18 protein-coding genes are annotated in these 16655 nt (G+C 71.8%); 13 read left to right on the top strand and 5 right to left on the bottom strand.

The genetic code is table 11. The features are described 5' to 3' along the window. Positions 1 to 24: 24 nt before the first annotated feature. The 4 genes from ACYVK5_RS00225 to ACYVK5_RS00240 are packed head-to-tail and all read left to right on the top strand — an operon-like array spanning position 25 to position 4241. On the top strand, positions 25 to 429 hold the full coding sequence (locus ACYVK5_RS00225) for a YraN family protein (RefSeq protein WP_460701272.1): 405 nt from the start codon (positions 25 to 27) through the stop codon (positions 427 to 429). Further along, complete coding sequence (locus ACYVK5_RS00230; protein WP_460701273.1) at positions 429 to 1961, top strand: YifB family Mg chelatase-like AAA ATPase; 1533 nt, start codon at positions 429 to 431, stop codon at positions 1959 to 1961. The genes ACYVK5_RS00225 and ACYVK5_RS00230 overlap by 1 nt, the downstream gene beginning before the upstream one ends. Continuing rightward, a complete protein-coding gene (dprA, locus tag ACYVK5_RS00235) occupies positions 1954 to 3234 on the top strand; it encodes a DNA-processing protein DprA (protein ID WP_460701274.1) in 1281 nt (426 codons plus the stop codon). The genes ACYVK5_RS00230 and dprA overlap by 8 nt, the downstream gene beginning before the upstream one ends. Before the next feature lie 53 nt (positions 3235 to 3287). Continuing rightward, complete coding sequence (locus ACYVK5_RS00240; RefSeq protein ID WP_460701275.1) at positions 3288 to 4241, top strand: tyrosine recombinase XerC; 954 nt, start codon at positions 3288 to 3290, stop codon at positions 4239 to 4241. A gap of 15 nt (positions 4242 to 4256) precedes the next feature. Here ACYVK5_RS00240 and ACYVK5_RS00245 read toward each other — a convergent pair whose 3' ends face one another. Beyond that, complete coding sequence (locus tag ACYVK5_RS00245) at positions 4257 to 4820, bottom strand: murein hydrolase activator EnvC family protein (RefSeq protein ID WP_460701276.1); 564 nt, start codon at positions 4818 to 4820, stop codon at positions 4257 to 4259. Positions 4821 to 4996: 176 nt separating this feature from the next. Between ACYVK5_RS00245 and ACYVK5_RS00250 the strand changes: the two genes are divergently transcribed. The 9 genes from ACYVK5_RS00250 to ACYVK5_RS00290 all read left to right on the top strand — a co-directional run bounded on the left by ACYVK5_RS00250 (position 4997) and on the right by ACYVK5_RS00290 (position 12873). Further along, positions 4997 to 5686 carry a YoaK family protein gene (locus ACYVK5_RS00250; RefSeq protein ID WP_460701277.1) on the top strand — a complete coding sequence of 230 codons (690 nt, stop codon included), beginning with the start codon at positions 4997 to 4999 and terminating at the stop codon, positions 5684 to 5686. 307 nt (positions 5687 to 5993) lie between these two features. Continuing rightward, positions 5994 to 6953, top strand: a complete 960-nt coding sequence (gene rpsB, locus ACYVK5_RS00255) for a 30S ribosomal protein S2 (protein WP_460701278.1) — start codon at positions 5994 to 5996, stop codon at positions 6951 to 6953. 33 nt (positions 6954 to 6986) lie between these two features. Then, the gene (gene tsf, locus ACYVK5_RS00260; protein ID WP_460701279.1) at positions 6987 to 7826 is read left to right on the top strand and encodes a translation elongation factor Ts; all 840 of its coding nucleotides are present in this window, start codon (positions 6987 to 6989) and stop codon (positions 7824 to 7826) included. Between the two features lie 187 nt (positions 7827 to 8013). Continuing rightward, positions 8014 to 8769: a UMP kinase gene (gene pyrH, locus ACYVK5_RS00265; protein WP_460701376.1), complete on the top strand. Its 756-nt coding sequence runs from the start codon at positions 8014 to 8016 to the stop codon at positions 8767 to 8769. A gap of 82 nt (positions 8770 to 8851) precedes the next feature. Continuing rightward, a complete protein-coding gene (gene frr, locus ACYVK5_RS00270; RefSeq protein WP_460701280.1) occupies positions 8852 to 9409 on the top strand; it encodes a ribosome recycling factor in 558 nt (185 codons plus the stop codon). Between the two features lie 59 nt (positions 9410 to 9468). Continuing rightward, positions 9469 to 10308, top strand: a complete 840-nt coding sequence (locus ACYVK5_RS00275; protein ID WP_460701281.1) for a phosphatidate cytidylyltransferase — start codon at positions 9469 to 9471, stop codon at positions 10306 to 10308. Positions 10309 to 10373: 65 nt separating this feature from the next. Beyond that, a complete protein-coding gene (gene rlmN / locus ACYVK5_RS00280) occupies positions 10374 to 11468 on the top strand; it encodes a dual-specificity RNA methyltransferase RlmN (RefSeq protein ID WP_460701282.1) in 1095 nt (364 codons plus the stop codon). 8 nt (positions 11469 to 11476) lie between these two features. After that, a complete protein-coding gene (locus ACYVK5_RS00285; protein ID WP_460701377.1) occupies positions 11477 to 12019 on the top strand; it encodes a DivIVA domain-containing protein in 543 nt (180 codons plus the stop codon). 65 nt (positions 12020 to 12084) lie between these two features. Beyond that, a complete protein-coding gene (locus tag ACYVK5_RS00290; protein ID WP_460701283.1) occupies positions 12085 to 12873 on the top strand; it encodes an SDR family NAD(P)-dependent oxidoreductase in 789 nt (262 codons plus the stop codon). Between the two features lie 103 nt (positions 12874 to 12976). Here ACYVK5_RS00290 and ehuA read toward each other — a convergent pair whose 3' ends face one another. From ehuA to ehuB, 4 genes are all read right to left on the bottom strand, one after another. Then, a complete protein-coding gene (gene ehuA, locus ACYVK5_RS00295; RefSeq protein WP_460701284.1) occupies positions 12977 to 13786 on the bottom strand; it encodes an ectoine/hydroxyectoine ABC transporter ATP-binding protein EhuA in 810 nt (269 codons plus the stop codon). Next, a complete protein-coding gene (ehuD, locus tag ACYVK5_RS00300; RefSeq protein WP_460701285.1) occupies positions 13773 to 14618 on the bottom strand; it encodes an ectoine/hydroxyectoine ABC transporter permease subunit EhuD in 846 nt (281 codons plus the stop codon). The genes ehuA and ehuD overlap by 14 nt, the downstream gene beginning before the upstream one ends. Before the next feature lies 1 nt (position 14619). Next, entirely contained in the window at positions 14620 to 15366 is a 747-nt protein-coding gene (locus ACYVK5_RS00305; protein WP_460701286.1) for an amino acid ABC transporter permease, read from the bottom strand. A gap of 79 nt (positions 15367 to 15445) precedes the next feature. After that, the gene (ehuB, locus tag ACYVK5_RS00310; protein ID WP_460701287.1) at positions 15446 to 16309 is read right to left on the bottom strand and encodes an ectoine/hydroxyectoine ABC transporter substrate-binding protein EhuB; all 864 of its coding nucleotides are present in this window, start codon (positions 16307 to 16309) and stop codon (positions 15446 to 15448) included. Positions 16310 to 16655: the final 346 nt, after the last annotated feature.

Raw genomic sequence — 16655 nt, forward strand, 5'->3', positions numbered from 1 at the left:
AGGCTGGTCGCGGAGGTGGGGCGGATGCGAACCAAGAACGACGTCGGCCGGAGCGGCGAACGGATCGCGCTGAGGCATGTCGTGGCGCGCGGGTGGACCGTGCTCGCGACGAACTGGCGCTGCGGGCGCCTCGGCGAGCTCGACATCGTCGCGCTCGACGGCGACGTGCTCGTGGTGGTCGAGGTCAAGACCCGGTCGGGGGCCGGGTTCGGGCATCCCAGCGAGGGGGTGACGGAGCGGAAGCTGGCCCGGCTGCGCCTGCTGGCCGGGCGGTGGACCCAGGTGCACCGGCAGGCGGTCGACGACGCGTGCGCACGTGACGGTGCCGACCTGCCGCGGCACTGGTCCGCGGTGCGGATCGACGTGATCGCGGTGACGCTGCCTTCCGGTGCCGAGCCCGTGGTCGAGCACCTGGAGGCGGTGCTCTGATGGGCGTGGCGACCACGACGGCGGTCTCGCTCGTCGGCCTGGAAGGGCACATGGTGCAGGTGCAGGCGCACCTGAGCGCGACCGTGCCGGGATTCACGGTGGTGGGCCTGCCGGACACCGCGCTCAACGAGTCCCGGGACCGCGTCCGCGCGGCCGTGACGTCGACCGGGCTGACCTGGCCGGTCCGGAAGATCACGGTGAACCTGTCTCCGGCGGCGCTCCGGAAGCGGGGCAGCGGCTACGACCTGGCGATCGCCGTGGCGGTCCTCGCCGGTGCCGGCGAGATTCCCGCCGGCGGACTGGACTCCGTCGTGCACCTCGGCGAGCTCGGGCTGGACGGGCGGATCCAGCCCGTGCGCGGCGTGCTCCCGGCGGTCGCGGCGGCGGTGGACGCAGGGTACGAGCGCGTCGTCGTGGCGGCGAGCGACGCCGACGAGGCGCGCCTCGTCCCGGGCGCCCGGGTGATCGGCACCGCCAGTCTCGCCGAGGTCGTCGCCCTGCACGGTGGGGACGCGGCGCTGGTGCGCAGCGTCGAGCCCGTACGGCGGCCCCGCAGCAGCGGGTACACCTTCACTCCGGGCGACATGGCGGACGTGGTCGGGCAGGCCGACGCGCGCCGGGCGCTGGAGGTCGCGGCGGCCGGCGGGCATCACCTGTTCTTCGTCGGGCCACCGGGTTCCGGCAAGACGATGCTCGCCTCCCGGCTCCCCGGGATCCTGCCGGACCTGACCGACCGTGAGGCCGTCGAGGTGACGGCGGTGCACTCGGTCGCGGGAACGTTCGACCCGGCCGACGGGCTGATCCGTCGTCCCCCGTTCGAGGACCCGCACCACACGGCGACCCCGGCGGCCGTGGTCGGTGGCGGATCCGGGGTGCCGCGACCCGGAGCGGCGACGCGGGCGCACCGCGGAATTCTGTTCCTCGACGAGGTGGCGGAGTTCCGGCCGAGCGTGCTGGACACGCTGCGGCAGCCGCTCGAGCAGGGCGAGCTCACCATCCACCGGACGGCCGGAGTGGCCCGCTACCCGGCGCGGTTCCAGATGGTGCTCGCCGCCAACCCGTGCCCCTGCGGAATGTCGATCGGCAAGGGCCTGGAGTGCACCTGCACACCCACGGTGCGGCGCAAGTACCTCGGCCGGCTGTCCGGCCCGCTGCTGGACCGCGTGGACCTGCAGGTCGAGGTCCTGCCGGTCGCGAACGTCGACCGGCAGCACGGCACGGGCGAGCCGACGGCGTCCGTGGCGGAGCGGGTGGTGGCGGCGCGCCAGGCCGCGCGGGAACGCCTGCGCGGCACCGGCTGGACGACGAACGCCGAGGTCCCCGGGTCGTGGCTGCGGGAGACTCTCCGCCCGCGCGAGGACATCGGCGACCTGCTCGATCATGCGCTCTCGACCGGGATGCTGAGCCTCCGGGGCGCCGACCGCGTCCTGCGGGTCGCCTGGACCATCGCGGACCTCGCCGGGCGCGACGCCCCGACGGTGGACGACGTCGGGGACGCGCTCGGCCTGCGCCGGGGAGGCCGGCATGGCTGAGCCGCTCTTCGACCCACCGCCGCGGCTCGGATTCGACACGGCCGACCCGGTGCTCGCCCGCGCCGCGTGGTCGCGTCTCGCCGAGCCGGGCGTCATCGCGGCCGGGGCGCTCGTCGCGGTGCTCGGCGCCGGCGCGGCCCTCGAGTGGGTGGCCGGGGCCGCCGCCCGCCCCGGCGGCGCGGCCGCGGAACTCGCCCGGCTGGAAGCGGGCGCGCGGGTGGCCCGCACCTTGAGCGGCGCCGATGGGCCCGCCGACGACCGGCCGGACGGAGAGCCCGAGGACGGCAGGCGATCGCCGGCGGCCGTGCTCATGGCGGGCGTCCGGCGCTGGTCGTCGCGGCTCGGGGACCTCGCACCGGCACAGGACCTCGAGGCACTCGACCGCCTGGGCGGCACCCTTCTCGTGCCGGGTGACGCCCGATGGCCCGACCGCCTGGAGTCCCTGGGGCCCGCCGGCCCGCATGCGCTGTGGGTGCGGGGGCGGACCGACCTGGCGCGCCTGTCGCGGCGTGCGGTCTCGCTGGTGGGTTCGCGGGCGTCGACGGGCTACGGGGAGCGCGTCGCACGGGACCTGGCCTCCGGCGTCGCGGCCCGCGGGTTCACCGTGGTCTCGGGCGGCGCGCACGGCATCGACGCCGAGGCGCACCGTGCGGCGCTCGCCGTCGACGGGAGCACGCTCGTGCTGCTCGCCTCCGGTGTGGACCGGCTGTACCCGGCGGGCAACCGGCGGCTGATGGAGGCCGCGATGAGCGACGGCGTCGTCGTCGCGGAGGTCCCTCCCGGATCCACGCCGTTCCGCCAGCGGTTCCTGGCGCGCAACCGCATCATCGCGGCGCTGGGCTCGGCGACCGTGGTCGTCGAGGCTGCGATGCGTTCGGGCGCCCTGTCGACGGCGAACCACGCGGCACGTCTCCTCCGGCCGGTCGGGGCGGTGCCGGGCCCGGTCACCTCGATGGCGTCGGCGGGCTGCCACGAGCTCCTGCGATCCGGCGCGGCGGTGTGCGTGACCGATGCGGCCGAGGCCGCCGAGCTCGCGGGAGACCTGTCCGATGCCGCACCCGTGCGCAGCGGCGAGCGACGCCCGGGAGACGGACTCGACCCTCTCGCGAAGTCGGTGCTCGACGCCCTTCCGGTGCGCCGGGCCGTCCCCGTGGAGTCGGTCGCACGCGTGGCCGGGCTCGGCGTGGACGAGACACGCGCCAAGCTCGGGCGCCTCCTTCTCGCCGGACTCGCCGAGAAGGAGGGGGCGAACTGGCGCCGCGCGCCCCGGTGACACGCCGTGGGACGTGCGCGCGGAAACGCGGGCGTGGTAGCAAACTGGAATACGTGGACCTTACGGACCTGTCCGGCTTGCCGCGGCTCCCCGACGATCTCGACCAGGCGGTGAGCCGGTTCGCCACGCATCTCGACACCCAGCGCGGCCACTCCGCGCACACCCGGCGCGCCTACCTGGCCGACGTGACGGACTTGCTGCGGTACGCCACACGGCACGGGCGCGGGTCTCTCGGCGCGCTCGACCTCGCGACCCTGCGCGGCTGGCTCGCCGCCCAGTCCGACCGGGGTCTCGCCCGGTCCACGCTCGCCCGCCGGGGCGCGTCCGCCCGTGCCTTCCTGCGCTGGGCCGCGAGCAGCGGCCTCGTCGACGAGGACGTCTCGGCGCGGCTCGCGAGCCCGAAGGTGCCGCGGACGCTGCCGACCGTGCTCGACGTCGACGACGCGGCCCGGCTGCTCGACGCCGCGAGGGAGTACGCCCACGGCACCGACGGCCCCGGCAGGCCCGCGGCGCTGCGGGCCTGGGTCGCCGCCGAGCTGCTCTACGGTGCCGGGATCCGGGTGGGGGAACTCGTCTCGGTGGACGTCGGCCAGGTGGACCAGAGCGAACGCCTCGTCCGGGTGCTGGGCAAGGGCGGCAAGGAGCGCGTCGTCCCTTTCGGCGTCCCGGCCGCCCGCGCCGTACGGGACTGGCTCTCCGAAGGCCGGCCCGAGTTCGTGTCCGTCACCACCGGCGACGCCTTCCTCGTGGGGGAGCGCGGCGGGCGATGGGGCCAACGGCAGGTGCGCGAGTCGGTCCACCGGCTCGCGGCACTCGCGGGCGTCCAGGACGTCGCGCCTCACGCGCTGCGCCACTCGGCCGCGACCCACCTCCTGCAGGGCGGGTCGGACCTCCGGTCCGTCCAGGAGGTCCTCGGGCACGCCAGCCTGGCGACCACGCAGCGCTACACCCACGTGGACGCCGACCGGCTCCGCGCGGTCTACGCGCAGGCGTTCCCGCGGGCCTGAGGCCGCCGGGACGGCTCACCCGTCCGGGAGCAGCACGATCGCGGGGCGCTCCGGTCGCAGCAGCGAGAGCGGGTCCACGTAGCGTTCGCCGCGCCGGACTCCCCAGTGGACGCAGGACTCCGGGGCGCAGTGTCCGGCCGACGGCGGTCCGGCCGTGCCGACCGGCTCGCCGGCGGCCACCGCGGTGCCGACCGGGACGGCCGCGGTCACCGGCTCGAGGCTCGAGCGCAGCCCGTCCGGATGCGTCACGACGAGCACACCACGGCCCGCGATCGTGCCCGCGAACGTCACCGTCCCCGGGCCCGGCGAGCGGATCTCCGCACCGGCGGCCGCGGCCAGATCCACGCCGCGATGCCCCGCGCCCCACGCGCTGTCCGGCGCGTCGAACCCGCGCGCGACCCCGGCCGGCGCACGCGCACGGCCCACGGGCGGCACGTACACCCACGGCGCCCGGTCGTCGATCCGCATCACGGATCCGGCCCCCGGACGGTCGTCCGGCGCTTCGACGACTCCGTAGGCGGGCTTCGCCGGCAGGACGACCAGCGCGAGGGTGAGGAGCATCGCGGCGACAGAGTTCATGACACGAGCCTGACGCGCGGGCCGCCACTGCGCGGGAGGCACCGAGCCGTCGTGTGCACAATCCCGATGATCCACAGCCTCGCGTCGGCGTCCGACGGCGCCATGCCCCCGAGCCGTGCCGTCCGCGACACGTACCCCGGCACCTCCGAACTGGTTGCCCATGGCACCATGACGCCGTGAGCACCACTCCCGCCGCCGGCCCACGGATCCCGTCCCAGCTCGTGCTGATGCTTGTGCTGACCTTCACCACCGGCATCATCGACGCCGTCGGCTACCTCGGCCTCGACCGCGTCTTCATCGCGAACATGACGGGCAACGTCGTCATCCTCGGCATGGCGCTCGCGGGCGGCGACGACCTGCCGGTCGCGGGGCCCTTGCTCGCGCTCGGCGCGTTCTTCGCCGGTGCGCTGCTCGGCGGGCGCCTGACGAACGCCGCCCCGCGGGACTGGGCCCGGGCCTCGACCATCGCCTTCGCGGTCACCGGGACGGTCGCTACCGTGCTCGGCGTGGTGGCCATGATCGAACCGCCGGTCGAGGGGACGCCCTGGGGCTTCACCGTGACCGGCGTGCTCGCCGTCGCCATGGGCCTGCAGGCGGCCGCGGCCCGGCGGATCGCGGTCAAGGACGTCACCACCGTCGTGGTCACCTCGACGCTCACCGGGCTGGCGGCGGACTCGCGCCTCGCGCAGGGCAGCGGTGAGAACTGGGCGCGCCGCCTGCTCGCGGTCCTGCTCATCCTCGCCGGGGCGGCGGTCGGTGCCGTACTGCTGGAGCTCGCGGGTGGCGCCGGAGTGGGCCTGGGGATGCTGGTCGCGGGTCTCGGGAGCCTCGCCGTGACCGTCGTCGGCCACATGCGGCACGGCTGACCGGGGTGTGACCGCGAGGATCACACGCGGGACCACGCCCGGCACCGTCGTCGTCCGGTAGACTGCGAGCCGCGATCGGTGTGCTGAGCGAGCCATCGGTCGACATCGCGCGTCACGTGTTCCCGTCACGGCAGCGGTCCGCCCCCGGCTTCCGGCCGACGGCGGCGCCGGGCGGGGTGGCGCCAGGGACGGCCGTCAGCCGACGGCCGCCACGGAACCGGAAACCGCGGCGGGAGCGAGAGCGACCGCCGCCAGATCGTGTGCACCGGCATGGGCGGAGCCCTGCGGTGCACCGGAAGGACGTGTCATGGCCGTCGTGTCCATGCGTCAGCTCCTCGAGAGCGGTGTCCACTTCGGACACCAGACCCGCCGTTGGAACCCGAAGATGAAGCGGTTCATCTTCACGGAGCGCAACGGCATCTACATCGTCGACCTCCAGCAGTCGCTGTCGTACATCGACGGTGCCTACGAGTTCGTCAAGGAGACGGTCGCCCACGGCGGCACCATCCTGTTCGTCGGCACCAAGAAGCAGGCGCAGGAGGCGGTCGCCGAGCAGGCCGCACGCGTCGGCATGCCGTACGTGAACCACCGCTGGCTGGGCGGCATGCTCACCAACTTCTCCACCGTGCACAAGCGCCTCCAGCGTCTCAAGGAGCTCGAGGAGATCGACTTCGACGACGTGGCCGGCTCCGGCCTCACCAAGAAGGAGCTCCTCGTCCTGCGCCGCGAGAAGGACAAGCTCGCGCGCACGCTCGGCGGTATCCGCGACATGGCCAAGGTTCCCTCGGCCGTGTGGATCGTCGACACGAACAAGGAGCACCTCGCGGTGGACGAGGCCCGCAAGCTGGGCATCCCGATCGTGGCGATCCTCGACACCAACTGCGACCCTGACATGGTCGACTACGCGATCCCGGGCAACGACGACGCCATCCGGTCCGTCAGCCTGCTGACGCGCGTGATCGCCGACGCCGCCGCCGAGGGCCTCATGAAGCGCCACTCCGGCAAGACCGGTGCCGAGGAGGAGCCCTCCGCCGTCGCCGAGCCGCTGGCCGAGTGGGAGCGCGAGCTCCTGTCGGGCGAGGCCGAGGCGCCCGCCGAGGGCGAGACGGCCGCGGAGGCCGCCCCGTCCGCGGAGGAGACCCCGGCAGCCGAGACGCCGGCCGAGACCCCGGTCGCGGAGACCGAGGTGCCCGCCGAGACCCCGGCCCCCGAGGCCGAGGCGCCCGCAGAGGCCGAGGCGCCCGCCGCCGAGCCCACCGAGAAGTGACAGCCGACCTACCTGCACGGAGGACGAACGACAATGGCGAACTACACCGCCGCTGACATCAAGGCTCTGCGCGAGAAGACCGGCGCGGGCATGCTCGACGTCAAGAAGGCTCTCGACGAGGCCGACGGCAACGCCGAGAAGGCCGTCGAGATCATCCGCAAGAAGGGTCTCGCCCGCGCCGCCAAGCGTGAGGGCAACGCCACGTCCGAGGGGCTCGTCGTGGTCAAGGTCACCGACGCCGCCGACGGCCAGGTCGCCACGATGATCGAGCTGAACGCCGAGACCGACTTCGTCGTGAAGAACGAGAAGTTCATCGCCCTGGCCGACACGGTTCTCGAGGCCGCGGCCGCCGCGGGCGCCACGGACGAGGTCGCTGCCGCGGCCGCGCCCGCCGGTGACGGCACGGTCGCCGACCTGATCGCGACCGAGGGCGCGACCCTCGGCGAGAAGGTCGTGCTGCGCCGCGTCGCACGCGTCGAGGGCCCGAGCATCACGACCTACCTGCACCGGACGGCGAAGGACCTGCCGCCGAGCGTGGGCGTCGTCGTGGTGACCGACGAAGCGGGTGCTGCCGTCGCCAAGGACGTGGCCCAGCACGTGGCCGCCCTGGCGCCGAAGTACCTGACCCGCGAGGAGATCCCGGCGGACGTCGTCGACAAGGAGCGCGAGATCGCTCGCGAGCGCTCGATCGCCGAGGGCAAGCCGGAGGCGGCGCTCCCGAAGATCGTCGAGGGCCGCCTGAACGGCTTCTTCAAGGAGGTCGTGCTGCTGGACCAGCCGCTGGCCAAGGACCAGAAGACGACGGTCGGCAAGTACGTCGCCGGCGTGAACGGCTCGCTCCAGGCGTTCGTTCGCTTCCGCGTCGGTTCCTGACGCACCACAGGTGGCCCGGCCCGCGCACACGCGGGCCGGGCCACCTGCATATCGACGACGGGGCGCGACGGGGCGGCCCGTGCGGCACGATTTCTCAGGAGAGCACCACGAACGAAGGGCGAGGCACGTGAGCGATCAGGACGACCGGAGCGGCAAGGAGAAGCGGCTGCTGCCCACGGCGGCCGCGATGACACCGCACGCGGCGACGGGCAAGGCCGTCGACTCCGAGGGCAATCCCGCGCGCCGTGTGCTCCTGAAGCTCTCGGGCGAGGCCTTCGGTGGTGGCAGTGTCGGGCTGGATGCCGGGGTCGTGCGCCGGATCGCCGCCGAGGTCGGCGACGCGGTGCGCAGCGGGATCCAGGTGGCGATCGTCGTCGGTGGCGGGAACTTCTTCCGCGGTGCCGAGCTGAGCCAGGCGGGCATGGACCGGGCGCGGGCCGACTACATGGGCATGCTCGGCACGGTGATGAACTGCCTCGCGCTGCAGGATTTCCTCGAGCAGGCCGGGGTCACCACCCGGGTCCAGACGGCGATCGCGATGGGGCAGGTGGCCGAGCCGTACATCCCGCTGCGTGCGATCCGGCACCTGGAGAAGGGGCGTGTGGTCATCTTCGGCGCCGGCGCGGGCCTGCCGTACTTCTCCACGGACACGGTCTCCGTGCAGCGCGCGCTGGAGACGCACTGCGAGCAGGTGCTCATGGGCAAGAACGGGGTCGACGGCGTGTACGACGCGGACCCCCGCAAGGTGCCGGACGCCCGGCGGCTCGACCACGTCACCTACACCGAGGCTCTCGTCAAGGGGCTCGCGGTCATGGATGCCACCGCACTGAGCATGTGCCGCGACAACGACGTGCAGATGCGGGTCTTCGGCATGGAGGGGGACGGTAACGTGACGCGTGTCCTCCAGGGGGAGCCGCTCGGCACGCTCGTCACCGCGCGATAGGACTGCCCGCTCGCGTCGCCTCCTCGGACTAGAGTGACCTAGCAGTGCCCCAACGGACCAGCAGCAAGAGACAGGAGTAGCGGTGATCGACGAGACACTCCTCGAAGCCGAGGAGAAGATGGAGAAGGCGATCGAGATCGCCAAGGAGGACTTCGCGGGTATCCGTACCGGGCGCGCGAACGCCGGGATGTTCAACAAGATCACCGTCGAGTACTACGGGGCTCCGACGCCGCTGCAGCAGCTGGCGTCGTTCAACATCCCGGACGCGCGCACGGTGCTGATCTCCCCGTTCGACAAGAGCTCGATGACCACCATCGAGAAGGCCCTGCGCGATTCCGACCTCGGCGTCAACCCGTCGAACGACGGCAACGCGATCCGCGTGATCATGCCCACCCTCACCGAGGAGCGCCGCCGCGACTACGTGAAGCTCGCCAAGCAGAAGGCGGAGGAGGCGCGCGTCGTCGTGCGCAACGTGCGCCGCAAGGCCAAGGACACGCTTGACCGGATCGTCAAGGACGGCGAGGCGGGCGAGGACGAGGTGGCCCGCGCGGAGAAGGACCTCGAGGCCCTGACCAAGCGCCACGTCGAGGCCGTGGACGCGCTGCTCGCGGGCAAGGAGAGCGAGCTGCTCGAGGTCTGATGCCCCGCCCAGCACAGCCCACTACCGCCCAGCCAGTACCTTTTCCGAGCGAGGTCCCGATGCCACGGTCGCCGGAGCCGGCCGCAGACCGGACGTCGCGTGCCGGCCGCAACCTGCCGGCCGCGATCACCGTCGGCCTCCTCCTTCTCGCGGCCGTCGCCGCGTCCCTGTACTGGCGCCCGGAGCCGTTCCTCGGGTTCGAGGTCCTGCTCATGTGGGCGGGGTTGTGGGAGCTGCGGCAGGCGTTCGCCCGCCGTCAGCTGCGGCTGCCGATGACGCCGCTCTTCGCCGGCACGGTCGGGATGATCGTCTCGGCCTACTACGGCGGCCCGGAGGCGCTGCTGGTCGCCTTCGTCCTCACGGTGGGCGCGTGCGTGGTGTGGCGGGCGCTCGACGGTTCAGGGACGACGGCGGTCCGCGACGCCGCCGCGGCGACCTTCGGCGCGGCCTACGTGCCGTTCCTCGGCGGATTCGTCGCGCTGATGCTCGCGCAGCCCGACGGCGAGATCCGCGTGGCCCTCTTCGTGCTGCTGGCGGTCGCGAACGACACGGGCGGCTACATCGCCGGGGTGCTGCTGGGGCGCCACCCGCTCGCCCCGACCGTCAGCCCGAAGAAGTCGTGGGAGGGCCTCATGGGCTCCCTCGTGCTGGCCTCGGGCGTGGGCGTGCTGGGCGCGGTCTACGGGCTCGGCGTGGACCCTCTGGTGGGTGTCGTCCTGGGTGTGCTGACCGCCGTCACGGCGACGATCGGGGACCTGGCCGAGTCACTTCTCAAACGCGACCTAGAATTGAAGGACATGGGCTCGCTGCTCCCGGGGCACGGGGGTGTGCTCGACCGGCTGGATTCGCTCCTGCTGACCGCGCCCTTCGTCTATCTCGTCCTCTCGGTGGTCGCCTGATGCCTGTTCCTTCCCCTGCCTCCCAAGTCCGTCCTGGTGACGAGACCCTGCCCATCCCGCTTCAGATGGCCCCGCGCCGGCGAGGCAAGCCACCGCGCCACTTCGCGGACCTGAGTGCGGCCGAGCGCGTGGCGTCCGTGGTCGAGGCGGGGGAGAAGCCCTTCCGGGCCAAGCAGCTGGCCACGCACTACTTCACGCACTTCACGTCCGACCCGGACGAGATGACCGACCTGCCGGCCGCGAGTCGCGCCGCGCTTGCCGAGGCGATGTTCCCCCAGCTGATCCGTCCCACCAGGGTCATGGAGGCCGACGGCGGGACGACGGTCAAGACGCTCTGGCACCTGTTCGACGACGCCAAGGTCGAGTCGGTGCTGATGCGATACACGCACCGCACCACGCTGTGCGTGTCGAGCCAGGCGGGCTGCGGGATGGCGTGCCCGTTCTGCGCGACCGGCCAGCTCGGCCTGACACGGAACCTGTCCACGGCGGAGATCCTGGAGCAGGTGCGCGCCGCGTTCCGCGCGCTGGACCGGGGAGAGATCCCCGGGGGTCCCGCAAGGCTGAACAACCTGGTCTTCATGGGCATGGGCGAGCCCCTGGCGAACTACAAGGCGATCATGGAGACCGTCCGCACGCTCGTGGCCCCGCAGCCGGACGGCCTCGGCATGAGCGCGCGCAACATCACGGTCTCCACGGTGGGGCTGGTGCCCGCCATGCGCAAGCTGGCCGACGAGGGCATCCCCGTCACGCTGGCGCTGAGCCTGCACGCGCCCGACGACGACCTGCGCAGTGAGCTCGTCCCCGTCAACACACGCTGGAACGTGGACGAGGCGATCGACGCCGCCCGGCACTACTACGAGGTCACGGGCCGTCGCGTGTCGATCGAGTACGCTCTCATCAAGGATATGAACGACCACGGCTGGCGTGCCGACCTGCTCGGGAAGAAGCTCAACGCCCGGGGCAAGGGCTGGGTGCACGTCAACCCGATCCCGTTGAACCCGACGCCCGGCTCGATCTGGACCGCCAGTGACCGAGAGGTCGAGGACGAGTTTGTGGCACGATTGCGCGGTCACGGGATTCCCACGACGATCCGGGACACACGCGGCAGCGATATCGACGGCGCCTGCGGACAGCTGGCCGCTGAGGAGGACGACGAGTGAGTGGTGGCATGTTCAACAACGTTCCCCCGTACCGCACCGGCTACGCCAGGGATGAGGTGGACGAGTTCTTCGAGCACGCCCGCCAGGCGTACGAGGGTCGCACCGCTGAGCGTGTGACCAGTGCCGACATCCAGGCGTCGACGTTCGACCTGGTGCGCGGCGGGTACAACACGCACGAGGTCGACGCGGCGCTGGACCGGCTCGAGGCGGCGTTCATCGCGCGGCAGCGCGCCGAGTACGTGTCCGCGAACGGCCAGCAGGCATGGATGAACGCGCTCGCCGAGCGGGCCAGGACGCTGTACGGCCGCCTGGGCCGGTCCGACGGCGAGAAGTTCGCACCCGCCGAGCGCGGCCAGCAGGGTTACAACATGGACGACGTCGACGACATGTGCGATCGGCTCGTCGGCTACTTCGACCGGCAGGAGCCGCTGTCGGCCGCGGAGGTACGCTCCGCGACCTTCGGCCGTGCCCGGGGGCCGGAGGCCTACGAGGAGGCGTCCGTGGACGCGTTCTTCTCCCGCGCGGTCGAGGTCCTGCTCGGCGTCGAGTGACCTCCTAGGCTGTCCTCGTCGGGCGCGGAGACCCCGCGCGGCAGTACCTCATCGAGGAGGCATACATGGAGCTGGACGGAGCATCGGCGATCGTCACGGGAGGGGCGTCGGGCCTCGGGTTCGCGACGGCGCGGACGCTGGCCGACGACGGGGCATCGGTGATCCTGGTGGACCTGCCGTCGTCGCGTGGCGAGGAGGCCGCGCGGCAGATCGGGCACGGCGCCCGGTTCGTCGCGGCGGACGTCACCAGCGAGGACCAGGTGCGGGCCGCGGTCGACGCAGCGCGCGAAGCCGGTGCGCTGCGGGTGGTGGTGAACTGCGCCGGGATCGCGACCGCGGGCCGGACGGTCGGCCGCGAGGGCCCGGCGCCGCTCGACGTGTTCGAGCGCACGGTGCGCGTGAACCTCGTCGGGACGTTCAACGTGACGCGGCTGGCGGCGGCGGAGATGGCAGCGAACGAGCCGGGCGTGGGACAGGTTCCGGGCGGCCCGGAGACGCCGGAGCGAGGCGTGATCGTGTGCACCGCGTCGGTCGCCGCGTACGACGGGCAGATCGGTCAGGCGGCCTACGCGGCGTCCAAGGGCGGTGTGGCGTCGATGACGCTGCCGATCGCGCGCGACCTGTCGAAGCTCCTGGTGCGGGTGGTGACCGTGGCGCCCGGCATCATGCGGACCCCGATGATGGACGGGATGCCGGAGGACGTGCAGGCGAGCCTGGCGGCGCAGATCCCGCACCCCTCGCGCATGGGTTCCCCGGCCGAGTACGCGTCCCTGGTCGGCCAGATCGTGGCCAACCCCCTGATCAACGGCGAGGTCATCCGCCTGGACGGCGCGATCCGCATGCAGCCCAAGTAGGAGGTCGCGCGGGAGCCGGCGCGGCGCGGCCGGCGAGAACGTCGGGGCAGTACGCCGGTCACGCGACGTACTGCCCCGACGGGATGCGGGGAGGGTCCCCTGGTCAGTGGGCCTTGACGGCGCCCAGGAAGGCCTTCGTGCGTTCGTGCTGCGGGGCACCCAGGACGTCCGCCGGGGCGCCGGACTCGATGACCTGGCCGCCGTCGAACATCAGGACGCGGTCGGCCATCTCACGGGCGAAGCCCATCTCGTGGGTCACCAGCATCATCGTCGTGCGGCCCTCCTCGGCGATGTCGCGCAGCACGTTGAGGACCTCCCCGACGAGTTCCGGGTCGAGGGCCGAGGTGACCTCGTCGAAGAGCATCACCTTCGGCTCGCACGCGAGGGACCGCGCGATGGCGACGCGCTGCTTCTGACCGCCGGAGAGCTGTCCCGGCGTCTGGTTCGCCGCGTGGGCCAGCCCGACCTTCTCCAGCAGTTCCATGCCCGCGTCACGCGCCCGCTCGCGAGACTTTCCGTGCACCTTCATGGGCGCCAGCATGATGTTCTCGAGCGCCGTCATGTGCGGGAACAGGTTGAAGTGCTGGAACACCATGCCGATGTCCGAGCGCACGTCGCGGATGTGGGACTCCCGCGCCGGGCGCAGCTTGTTGCCGTGCAGCTCGTGGTACAGGTGCCGGCCGCCGACCTCGATGGTGCCCGAGTCGATGCGCTCGAGCGTCATGGTGGCGCGCAGGATCGTCGTCTTGCCCGAACCGGACGGGCCGATGATGACCACGCGCTCGCCCGGGCCGACATCCAGGTCGAGGTCGCGCAGCACCACGTTGCTGCCGAAAGCCTTGGTCACGCCACGCATCCGGACGCCCGCGGCTCCCTTTTCCGAGATCTGGCTCGCGGTCTCAGACACGCTCATAGGAAATCCTCTTCTCGAGTTGGCGGACGGCCCAGGCGGCGGGGAGGCTCACGAGCAGGAAGCCGACGCCGGCCAGCAGGTACGGCTCGGTGGCCCGGAAGGTCTCGGCGCGCACCTGGTCCGCGAAGAACAGCAGGCCGTGGACGTTGACGACAACGCCCAGCGGGGCGTCCTTGAAGGCGGCCACCAGGTAGTTGCCCAGCGCGGGAAGCACGTTCGGCACGGCCTGCGGGATGATCACCCGTGTCCACGTGGTCGTGGGCCCGAGGTTGAGCGCCGTGGCGGCCTCCCACTGCCCCTTGGCCACGCTGTTGATCCCGGCCCGGTAGGCCTCCGAGCAATAGGTCGCGTAGTGGATACCGAGACCGAGCGTCAGGATCTCGAGCGGCGTGAGGGAGACGCCGTCGATGGAGCGGACCAGCGCCTGCCAGAAGAACAGCTGCACCAGCAGGGGGGTGGAGCGGATGAACTCGATCACGAACGCCGTCGGCCAGCTCACCCAGCGTTGACGTGCGCGCCGGCCGAGCGCCATGAAGAAGCCCAGCACGATCGCCACGATGAAGCCCAGCACGGTGGCCTTCGCGATCACGAGCACGCCCTGCACCATGAGCGGGACCATGTGGAAGAAGAACATCCAGTCGAACGACACGTCGCCGGGCGGGGCGGGCATCTGCGTCCGGTAGTTCGCCGGCACGGTCACCACGCCGATGAGCAGGGCGAAGCCCACCGCGTTCAGGATCAGGGGAACGAGGACGGCGGGGCGCTGGAACCACCGGCGGTGCGGCCGGAACTCCTCGACGACGGGGCCGACGGGAGATGTCGTCTGCGTCATCTCAGCTCACCGTCCCCGAGGCCGACGTGGGCCGGAGTCGTTCCAGCTCTTCGGTCGTGAGGGCGGGACCGCCCTCGTAGCGCTTGTTCATCAGCCGTTCGGCGAGCCGGAAGAGCAGGTTGATCACCTGTGCCAGGATGAAGTAGAGGATGAGGACGTTCAGGTAGAGCATGGGAAGGTCCCCGACGACGTCGGCGAGCTGCTGCTGCCGGACGTTCCGTGCCATCTGCATGATGTCGGTGAGGCCGATGAGGCTGACCAGTGCGGTTCCCTTGAGGATCTCGATGGTGAGGTTGCCCAGGGGCGGCAGGATGACCGTCATCGCCTGCGGCAGGATGACGTGCTGCAGCCGCTGCATCGGCGTGAGGTTCAGCGAGATCGACGCCTCGGTCTGTCCCTTCGGCACCGACTGGATCGCGCCGCGGATGATCTCGGCGCCGTACCCGCCCATGTTGATGCCGAGCGCGAACGTCGCGAGCAGGATCAGGTTCTCCTGCGGCACCCCGAGCAGGATCGGGATCGCGATCGCGACGATGAACAGCAGGATGATCGAGGAGATGCCGCGCGCGAACTCGACGAAGCCCAGGGCGATGCCGCGCACCCAGGCACGGTCCGAGAGCCGGGCGACGCCCGCGACGAGCGAGAGGACGATCCCGACCACGAAGGCGAGGCCCAGGATCTGGAGGGTGACGAGTGCTCCTCGGAGCAGGAGCGTGTACTGGCTACCCGTCAGGAGCCATGCTTCCACGTAGATCAACTCTTTCCGGCGGTCAAGGCGCGGGCTCCGGGGCCGTTATCCGGCCCCGGAGCCCGCGGGTCCTGGGTGGTCACTCCTCGAAGTCGGCCACCGTGAGGTCGTTCGCCAGCTCCACGTCGGAGTCGTCGAAGCCCTCGTAGCTGGTGATGATCTCCATCGTGGTGCCGTCCTCGCGCAGCGTGTTCAGCTCGGCGTTGAACTCGTCGCGGAATTCGGTGTCGTCGAGGCGGAAGCCGTAGCCGCCGCAGGGGAGGGTCTCGTTGCCCTCGGCGTCCTTCGGGAAGAACGGCTCGACGGACTCGAGTCCCTCGCGTCCGGCGATCTGGCCGTTGACCGTGGCCGCGGTACCGGTGACGGCATCGACCTCCCCGGCCTCCAGCGCCTGGTACATCTGGTCGATGCCCGGGAACGACTTGATCTGGTCCTCCCCGATGCCGGCCTCCTCCGCGTAACCGACCTCGACGGTGCCGCTGGCCACGGCGATCGTGAGGTCGGAGTTGTCGGCGAAGGAGCTGTAGTCGACGACCCCTTCCGGGTTGCCTTCCGGCACGGCGAGGGACTCGCTGGTGCAGTAGTCCGGGTCGGAGAACTGGATCTGCGCGAGGCGCTCCTCGTTGATGTACATGCCGGCCGCGATCATGTCGAACTGCTGGGCCTGCAGGCCGCCGATCAGGTTGCCGAACTCGACGACCTCGAACTCGGGCTCGCCGTAACCGAGGTTGGAGAGGACCTCACGGGCGACGTCGGGCGCGAACCCGGTCGCGTTGCCGTCCGCGTCCATGAAGCCGTACGGCTGTTCGTTGGCGATGCCGATGGTGAGGACCTCGCCGTCACCGCCCTCACCGCCGGGATCGTCGCCGCCCCCGCAGCCGGCGAGGGTCAGGGCGCCGACCGCAGTCAGCGCGACCAGGGTCTTCTTGCGTCGGAGGGCCATATGGCCACGACCTTTCGGTTTCGCGGCGCGCCGCCCTGGCGCGCCGTTCGGGTTTGCCTGGATTTGGTTTGACCCTATGCCGATGCCGTCTAGGTTCTCAACGACAGTGGGAACAGAGTGTCGGTGCTCTCGTGCACCCGGGCACGCGTCACCCAGCGTGTCCCAAAAATGGCCTCTGACCTGCATCGACGTGCGCAGCGGCAGCACGCCCGGCGGTGCCGCCCGGCGGCCCGGCGGCGGAATCATTTCGTTACCGCTTCGAGACCCTGACTGTGATCGCCCATGGGGTCGCTCGCTGCCTCTATGGTCCCGTTGTGGTACGTATGGTCCGGCTCGCGCATGCTGT

It is taken from the genome of Myceligenerans halotolerans, from assembly GCF_054782975.1.

What these genes read in the sequence shown, in the direction of transcription:
- ACYVK5_RS00225 (WP_460701272.1), top strand. Translation starts at nt 25, where the DNA reads ATGCGAACCAAGAACGACGTCGGCCGGAGCGGCGAACGGATCGCGCTG.
- ACYVK5_RS00230 (WP_460701273.1), top strand. Translation starts at nt 429, where the DNA reads ATGGGCGTGGCGACCACGACGGCGGTCTCGCTCGTCGGCCTGGAAGGG.
- dprA (WP_460701274.1), top strand. Translation starts at nt 1,954, where the DNA reads ATGGCTGAGCCGCTCTTCGACCCACCGCCGCGGCTCGGATTCGACACG.
- ACYVK5_RS00245 (WP_460701276.1), bottom strand. Translation starts at nt 4,820, where the DNA reads ATGAACTCTGTCGCCGCGATGCTCCTCACCCTCGCGCTGGTCGTCCTG.
- rpsB (WP_460701278.1), top strand. Translation starts at nt 5,994, where the DNA reads ATGGCCGTCGTGTCCATGCGTCAGCTCCTCGAGAGCGGTGTCCACTTC.
- tsf (WP_460701279.1), top strand. Translation starts at nt 6,987, where the DNA reads ATGGCGAACTACACCGCCGCTGACATCAAGGCTCTGCGCGAGAAGACC.
- pyrH (WP_460701376.1), top strand. Translation starts at nt 8,014, where the DNA reads ATGACACCGCACGCGGCGACGGGCAAGGCCGTCGACTCCGAGGGCAAT.
- ACYVK5_RS00275 (WP_460701281.1), top strand. Translation starts at nt 9,469, where the DNA reads ATGCCACGGTCGCCGGAGCCGGCCGCAGACCGGACGTCGCGTGCCGGC.
- rlmN (WP_460701282.1), top strand. Translation starts at nt 10,374, where the DNA reads ATGGCCCCGCGCCGGCGAGGCAAGCCACCGCGCCACTTCGCGGACCTG.
- ACYVK5_RS00285 (WP_460701377.1), top strand. Translation starts at nt 11,477, where the DNA reads ATGTTCAACAACGTTCCCCCGTACCGCACCGGCTACGCCAGGGATGAG.
- ACYVK5_RS00290 (WP_460701283.1), top strand. Translation starts at nt 12,085, where the DNA reads ATGGAGCTGGACGGAGCATCGGCGATCGTCACGGGAGGGGCGTCGGGC.
- ehuA (WP_460701284.1), bottom strand. Translation starts at nt 13,786, where the DNA reads ATGAGCGTGTCTGAGACCGCGAGCCAGATCTCGGAAAAGGGAGCCGCG.
- ehuD (WP_460701285.1), bottom strand. Translation starts at nt 14,618, where the DNA reads ATGACGCAGACGACATCTCCCGTCGGCCCCGTCGTCGAGGAGTTCCGG.
- ehuB (WP_460701287.1), bottom strand. Translation starts at nt 16,309, where the DNA reads ATGGCCCTCCGACGCAAGAAGACCCTGGTCGCGCTGACTGCGGTCGGC.